Raw genomic sequence first — 5,806 nt, forward strand, 5'->3', positions numbered from 1 at the left:
CCGTCAATGATCGAGGAAGCTCCTGAGCAGCTGCGACCGGCTCGGGTGCTTCAGCTTCCGCAACGCCTTCGCCTCGATCTGGCGGATGCGCTCGCGCGTCACGCTGAACTGCTGGCCGACCTCCTCCAGCGTGTGGTCGGTGTTCATGCCGATGCCGAAGCGCATGCGCAGCACGCGTTCCTCGCGCGGGGTCAACGACGCGAGCACGCGCGTCGTCGTTTCGCGAAGCTTGCTCTGGATCGCCGCGTCGATCGGCAGGACGGCGTTCTTGTCCTCGATGAAGTCGCCGAGGTGGCTGTCCTCCTCGTCGCCGATCGGCGTCTCCAGGCTGATCGGTTCCTTGGCGATCTTCAGCACCTTGCGCACCTTCTCCAGCGGCATGGCGAGCTTCTCGGCCAGCTCTTCTGGCGTCGGCTCGCGGCCGATCTCGTGCAGCATCTGGCGCGAGGTTCGGACGATCTTGTTGATCGTCTCGATCATGTGCACCGGGATGCGGATGGTCCGGGCCTGGTCGGCGATCGAGCGGGTGATCGCCTGCCGGATCCACCAGGTCGCGTACGTCGAGAACTTATAACCGCGGCGGTACTCGAACTTGTCGACCGCCTTCATCAGGCCGATGTTGCCCTCCTGGATCAGGTCCAGGAACTGCAGGCCGCGGTTGGTGTACTTCTTGGCGATGGAGATCACCAGACGCAGGTTGGCCTCCACCATTTCCTTCTTGGCGCGGCGGGCTTTCGCCTCACCCACCGACATGCTGCGGTTGATTTCCTTGATGTCGGTGAGCGGCAGGAACAGCTTCTTCTCGATGTCCAGCAGCTTCTGCTGCTCGGCATCGATCTGTTCGCGATAGGTCTTGATGTTCGGCGACCACTTCTGGCGCTTGCGGCCGAGCTCTTCCGCCCAGGCGAGGTTGCCCTCGTTGCTGGGGAAGGCTTTCAGGAATTCGCCCTTGGGCATTTTTACGTGCTTGACGAAGATGTCCATCAGCACGCGCTCGTGGTGGCGGATGTGGCCCACCACTTCGCGCAGGCGGCGCACGAAGCTGTCGATCAACGCAGACGGCAGCTTGAGCTTGAGGAACTCCTCGGCCATCTGGTCGCGCAGCTTGGTGACCTTCTTGTCGTTGATGTCGGTGGCCTTGGCGGCGGCCTTCTGGAACTTGCCGTAGTGGTCGCGCAGCAGTTCCATGCGGCGCTTCACTTCTTCCGGATCGGGACCGCTGGGGCCGGACTCTTCGTCTTCACCGTCGCCGGCGGCTTCTTCGTCTTCCTCCTCGTCCACCTCGGCATCGTTTTCGGCGGCGGCGAGTTCGGCTTCAGCCTGGGCGGCGTCGGCAAGCTGCTCCAGGTCGGCGAAGCCGGCCAGGATTTCGCTGAGGCGGCGCTTGCCGTCCAGGTGCTGGTCGTATTCTTCCAGCAGCAGTTCAATGGTCAGCGGGAAGCTGGCCAGGGCGGTCTGGACTTGGGTGAGGCCTTCTTCGATGCGCTTGGCGATGGCGATTTCGCCTTCACGGGTAAGCAGTTCCACCGTGCCCATTTCGCGCATGTACATGCGGACCGGGTCGGTGGTGCGGCCCACTTCGGAATCGACGGCGGAGAGTAGCGCCACGGCTTCTTCGGCGGCGGTTTCGTCGTCGGTGGCGACGCCGGGAGCGTTGTCGGCGAGCGGATCGGCGTCGGGGGCGGCATCGTGCACGTCGATGCCGACGCCTTTGAGCACCGCCATGATGTCTTCGATCTGCTCCGGATCGACAATGTCGTCAGGAAGGTGATCGTTGATTTCGGCGTAGGTCAGATAACCCTGCTCCAGACCTTTGGAGATAAGGGCTTTGATTTCCGACTGTTGCTCGTGGGCTTTGTTATTCATACCGTCCGCCGCGGGATAGGAACCAATCAGTATAGCGATGTGATGCTTTTTTGACCAGTTTTCAAGTGAAAGATTCGCTGTCATTGGCACGCAAAAATCGCGCCAAATCGCGGTTTTCGGCGTAAATGGAAGCGTTCGTGTGAGTTGCTTGCATGCGTGGCACCTAACGCACCTCGAGCCAAAAGGTGACGGGGCCATCGTTGATCAGATGTACCTGCATATGGGCACCGAAACGCCCGATTTCCACCCTTGGATGTGCGACGCGTGCCAGTTCGACCAGTCGTTCAAACCACGTGCGGCCATGTTCGGGCGAGGCGGCGCTGGTGAAGCTGGGACGCATGCCGGAACGCGTGTCCGCAGCCAGGGTGAACTGGCTGACTAGCAGCAGGCCGCCGCCGGTGTCGGTGAGCGAGCGGTTCATCTTGCCGGCATCGTCGGAGAACACGCGGTAGCCGAGCAATCGTTCCACCATCCGCTTGGCCTGGGTTTCGCCGTCGTCGGGTTGCACCGCCACCAGGGCGAGCAGGCCGGCATCGATGGCGCCTACGGTTTCGTTGTCGACGTCGACGCGGGCGGAGAGCACGCGCTGGATAAGGGCGATCATGGATAAGGTCGGGCAGGGAAGAAGGCGGTAACTCTGCAGGGCGGTTCCGGTCGGGTAAAGAGGTGCGTTCCGGCAGGCATGGACGGTGGGCGCCGGTGATGGATTCAACGGCAGAGAGCGCGGAGGCTTGAGGATTTCTGTCGCCCAATCGCGGCTTGCCCTTTACCCTTACGCGTTCGCTTGCCACACGCGCCACTATCCATGCGTCCTGACATCTACGTCGTCTACCTGCTGCTGCGCCTGTTCGGCTTGCTGCCGTTGCGCTGGCTGCAAGGTGTTGGCGCACTGATTGGGCGACTGGCCTTGCGTCGTGGCGGCAAGATGGCGCGCTATACGGCGGTGAACCTGGGCATCGTGAAGCCGGAACTCGATGAGCGGGCGCGGGTTTCGTTGGTGCGCGAGGCGATGATCGAAGGCGGCAAGTCGATTACCGAGATCGTAAAGATCTGGGGCGCGGGTGCGGAGTCTGCGCTCGACCTGGTGAGAGAGGTGCGCGGCGAAGCGCTGTTCGATGCGGCGCTGGCGTCCGGCAAAGGCGTGATCATCGCTGCGCCGCATCTGGGCTGCTGGGAATTGCTCAATTACTGGCTATGTCGCAAGACGCCGATGGCGATTCTGTATCGCCCGCCGCGCATCGCTGCGGTGGAAGCGCTGTTGCGCAAGGTACGCGGCGCGTTGGCGCCGGAGCAGGTGCGGGCGGAAGGTGCCGGTGTGCGCACCTTGTACAAGCGGCTGGCGGCAGGCGGCACGGTAGGCATCCTGCCGGATCAGAAACCACGTGCGGGTGAAGGTGAGTTTGCGCCGTTCTTCGGGCGTGAGGCGATGACGATGGTGCTGTTACCGCGCCTGGCGGCACGTACCGGCGCCACCGTGTTGTTTGCGTTCGCCGAGCGCTTGCCGCGTGGCGAAGGCTATCGCATCCACTTTTTGCCGGCGCCGGAAGGCCTGGATGATGCGGACCTGCCGCGCGCCTGCGCGGCGCTCAATCGCGGGGTGGAGAACTGCGTGACGCTCGCATTCGCGCAGTACCAGTGGCATTACAAGCGGTATTCGGCGGATAACCGGCCGAGCCCATACCCGTAGGTTGGGGTGCGAACCCCAACATCGCCATCTCTCATGCATCGCCATGTTGGGGTTCGCACCCCAACCTACGGGTGTTCGATGCGGCGCAGGAACACGGTCATTTCCTTTTCCGCCTGCTTGTCGCCGCGTTGTTGCGCTACCACGATTCCTTGTCGCCACGCGTCGGCGGCGCCCGCCTCATCCTGCATGGCCAGGCAAGCCTTGCCCAGCAATTTCCAGGCAGCGGAATAAGCGGAATCGAACGTCACCGCTCGCCGGAATTCCTCGATCGCCGCTGCATGATCGCCCGCGTTGAGCAGCGCGTTTCCTAAGGAAAACCGCAGCAACGCGCCATCACGCGGGCCACCGCATTGCGCACGCAAGCTGTCGATCAACGAGCTATTCACGACTGCGGAACATCAGGCGACGGCGTGGGAGCCGGAAAAACGCGCGGCGGTTGCGCGGGTTCCGCGGGCGTGCGGCCTGCCTGCAGCATGGCCACCGTCTGAGCCGACCACACCACTACCCACGACGAGCGGAACGGTTGTGCCAGCAAGGCGTAGCGCAACGCGGAGGCATCCAGGTTGTTGGGATGCGTGATGATCAGGCCATCAGGATGGTGCTGGGCGAACGCTTGCAGCGCCACGCCATCGCGCAATTCGGCGATCGGTTGAGTCAATCGTCCGGCGAAGTGGAACTGGCCTTCGTAGTTGCCTTCGTAAGCCACGGCATGGCCTTGCGCTTGCGCGGCGGAAATCAACGCGGTGGTGGGGCTCAGGTCGTATTTGCGCCACAGCGTCAGCGTGAACAAGGTGTTGAGCGCCAGCGCGCCGATCAGGCCGGCTACGGCCAGGCGACGCATCTCGCCACGTCCGCGTATCAGCAACAGGCCACCGAGCAACAGGAAGGCCACGCTGAAAGTACGGCTGTACGGCGCGGCACCATCCACCCATTCGTTATGGAACGAATGACTGGGCGTCAGATACGGCAGCGCAAGCAACGCACCCGCAAACAGGATGCTGCCGATGCCGAGCGGCCAGCTGCCCAGCCAGTAGTTCTCGGCAAGCTTGGCGTGTTGCTCGCGCAGGATGGCGATGGCGCCGGCCAGCAACAGCATCCAGCCGCCGAACTCCGGCAACAGGTAGTACCACTGTTTGCCGCTGACCACCGAGAACAGCACGAAGGAAGGCAGCAACCAGCACAGCGCAAAGCAGATGCCGGTTTCGAACGGCTTGCGCAGCGTGCCGATCGCCACCCAGGCGCGCGGCCAACCGGTGAAGGGGAACAACAACATCGGCAACCACACCACGTACCAGCCAAACCAATGCGGATGGCTCTGCACCGATTGCGCTTGCGGCGTACCGTTCACCACGCGCCCGGCCGTCTGGGTAAAGAACAGGCGATGCTGATACGCCTCGCCACCGGCGAAGCCGGCCGGAATCGCCCACGCCAGCAACATGGCGAAGCCGAGCAACACGGCCAACACGCCACGCCCGTACCAGCGTGCGCGATGCTCACGCGCCCAATCGTTCCACAGCGGGCCAAGCAGCCACGGGAACACGATGTGTAGCAACATCACCGGTCCCTTGGTCAGCAGGCCGGCGCCGATCAGCAGGCCGAGCAACAGCCAGCGCGGTTCGGCGCGACGCTGCGTGGGTGTCAGGCATAGCAGGGCGCCCAGCACGCAGTTGGCCAGCAGCACTTCGTACATGATCTGCAGGCCGAACAGAAAGGCATACGACAACGCCAGCAACATCCACGGCGCCGCTTTTTCCACCCATGGGCGAGCGGGAAACAAGCGGCGCGCGAGCATCGATAACTGCACCAGCTGCACGCCGCCGAAGATCACTTCCAGCACGCGCGGCCATACATCGGTAACGCCGAACACGAACCAGCCGGCATGGATCAGCCAAAACAGCAGCGGCACCTTTTCGCTATACGGCTCGCCGTTGATGTGCGGCACCAGCCACTGATGCCCGTGCCACATCTCCCACGCCACGGCGAGCGTGCGGGTGGAAAACAGCGGCATCGGCCCATGCGAGAAGATCGCCAGCAGCGCCGCCACGACCCAGAGCGGCAACCAGGGCCACAGGCTGCGCAAGGCTTCGGAGCGGCGGTAGGTGTTGGGCTTGGACACGGTTGGCGGCGCCGTCTTGGAGATGGGCGAGATTCTAGCCGGATCGCGCGCGGCAGCCCCTATCGCGTAGGTTGGGGTGAGGCAATGCCGAACCCCAACATCCGGCGTGATCGCGCATGGCGGTGTTGGGGTTCGGC

The 5,806-nt window shown here is 63.5% G+C and carries 5 protein-coding genes; 1 reads left to right on the forward strand and 4 read right to left on the reverse strand.

All coding sequences use genetic code 11. The features are described from left to right. Positions 1-3: 3 nt before the first annotated feature. A complete protein-coding gene (rpoD, locus tag VJR68_RS12350) occupies positions 4-1,866 on the reverse strand; it encodes an RNA polymerase sigma factor RpoD (RefSeq protein ID WP_324147998.1) in 1,863 nt (620 codons plus the stop codon). Positions 1,867-2,029: 163 nt separating this feature from the next. Further along, positions 2,030-2,470 (reverse strand): D-aminoacyl-tRNA deacylase, encoded by a 441-nt coding sequence (gene dtd, locus VJR68_RS12355; protein ID WP_324148000.1) that lies wholly within the window; start codon positions 2,468-2,470, stop codon positions 2,030-2,032. 201 nt (positions 2,471-2,671) lie between these two features. Here dtd and VJR68_RS12360 point away from each other — a divergent pair, with 201 nt between their 5' ends. Next, a complete protein-coding gene (locus tag VJR68_RS12360) occupies positions 2,672-3,553 on the forward strand; it encodes a lipid A biosynthesis acyltransferase (protein ID WP_324148002.1) in 882 nt (293 codons plus the stop codon). Positions 3,554-3,618: 65 nt separating this feature from the next. On the opposite strand, the gene VJR68_RS12365 is transcribed toward VJR68_RS12360, so the two are convergent. Together VJR68_RS12365 and VJR68_RS12370 are read right to left on the reverse strand one after the other, a co-directional pair. Beyond that, positions 3,619-3,939, reverse strand: a complete 321-nt coding sequence (locus tag VJR68_RS12365; RefSeq protein ID WP_324148004.1) for a tetratricopeptide repeat protein — start codon at positions 3,937-3,939, stop codon at positions 3,619-3,621. Then, a complete protein-coding gene (locus VJR68_RS12370) occupies positions 3,936-5,561 on the reverse strand; it encodes an ArnT family glycosyltransferase (RefSeq protein ID WP_324148006.1) in 1,626 nt (541 codons plus the stop codon). Before VJR68_RS12370 ends, VJR68_RS12365 begins: the two co-directional genes overlap by 4 nt. Positions 5,562-5,806: the final 245 nt, after the last annotated feature.

It is taken from the genome of Dyella sp. (genome assembly GCF_035277725.1).
Lineage (GTDB): Bacteria > Pseudomonadota > Gammaproteobacteria > Xanthomonadales > Rhodanobacteraceae > Dyella_B.

What these genes read in the sequence shown, in the direction of transcription:
- rpoD (WP_324147998.1), bottom strand. Translation starts at nt 1,866, where the DNA reads ATGAATAACAAAGCCCACGAGCAACAGTCGGAAATCAAAGCCCTTATC.
- VJR68_RS12370 (WP_324148006.1), bottom strand. Translation starts at nt 5,561, where the DNA reads ATGCCGCTGTTTTCCACCCGCACGCTCGCCGTGGCGTGGGAGATGTGG.
- VJR68_RS12360 (WP_324148002.1), top strand. Translation starts at nt 2,672, where the DNA reads ATGCGTCCTGACATCTACGTCGTCTACCTGCTGCTGCGCCTGTTCGGC.
- dtd (WP_324148000.1), bottom strand. Translation starts at nt 2,470, where the DNA reads ATGATCGCCCTTATCCAGCGCGTGCTCTCCGCCCGCGTCGACGTCGAC.